At 74.0% G+C, this 531-nt stretch carries 1 protein-coding gene; it reads right to left on the reverse strand.

Translation table 11 applies throughout. From position 1 onward, the window contains the following. A partial coding sequence (locus ACFP1K_RS41265) for a TIGR03086 family metal-binding protein (protein WP_380764076.1) occupies positions 1-498 on the reverse strand: 498 nt, incomplete at its 3' end. Positions 499-531: the final 33 nt, after the last annotated feature.

Genomic DNA, 531 nt, shown 5'->3' on the forward strand with positions numbered 1-531 from the left:
GGCCTCGACCACGGGAGCGTAGGCGCCCCACTGGCGCAGCGGCTCGACGATTCCCCGCGCGGCCGTGAGCAGGTGGCCCGCGAGCTCGTCGTCCAGCGGGGACGGCCGGCCCGTGGCGATCGCGATGTCCCACGCGTGCACGGCGGCGTCGAGCGCGCACATCACCGCCGCGACCGAAGTGGGCAGATCACCGTGCGGCAGCGGCGTCGCAACCGTCTCGGTGTCGTCGGACACCGCCGCCCACGCCGCCGCGGCCCGCTCGACGGCGTCCTTCACCAGCTCCGCCGCGGTGCCGTCGACAACCCCGGAAGGCGAGAAGGGGTCGTAGGCCGGACCGCTTCCGACCCCCAGCATCATCGCGTAGCCGAGCTGGTCGCCCGCCGCGTGCTGAACCACCTGGGTGACCGTCCACTCCGAGCACGGCGTGCCGTTGTCCCACTGCCCGTCCCGCACCCCCGCGACGCTGCTCTCCAACGCCCGGTACGAAGCGGCCAGCACCTCACGCCAAACCGGCCGCAGGGAGGTGACGGT

This window comes from Sphaerisporangium aureirubrum, from assembly GCF_042658925.1.
Lineage (GTDB): Bacteria > Actinomycetota > Actinomycetes > Streptosporangiales > Streptosporangiaceae > Sphaerisporangium > Sphaerisporangium aureirubrum.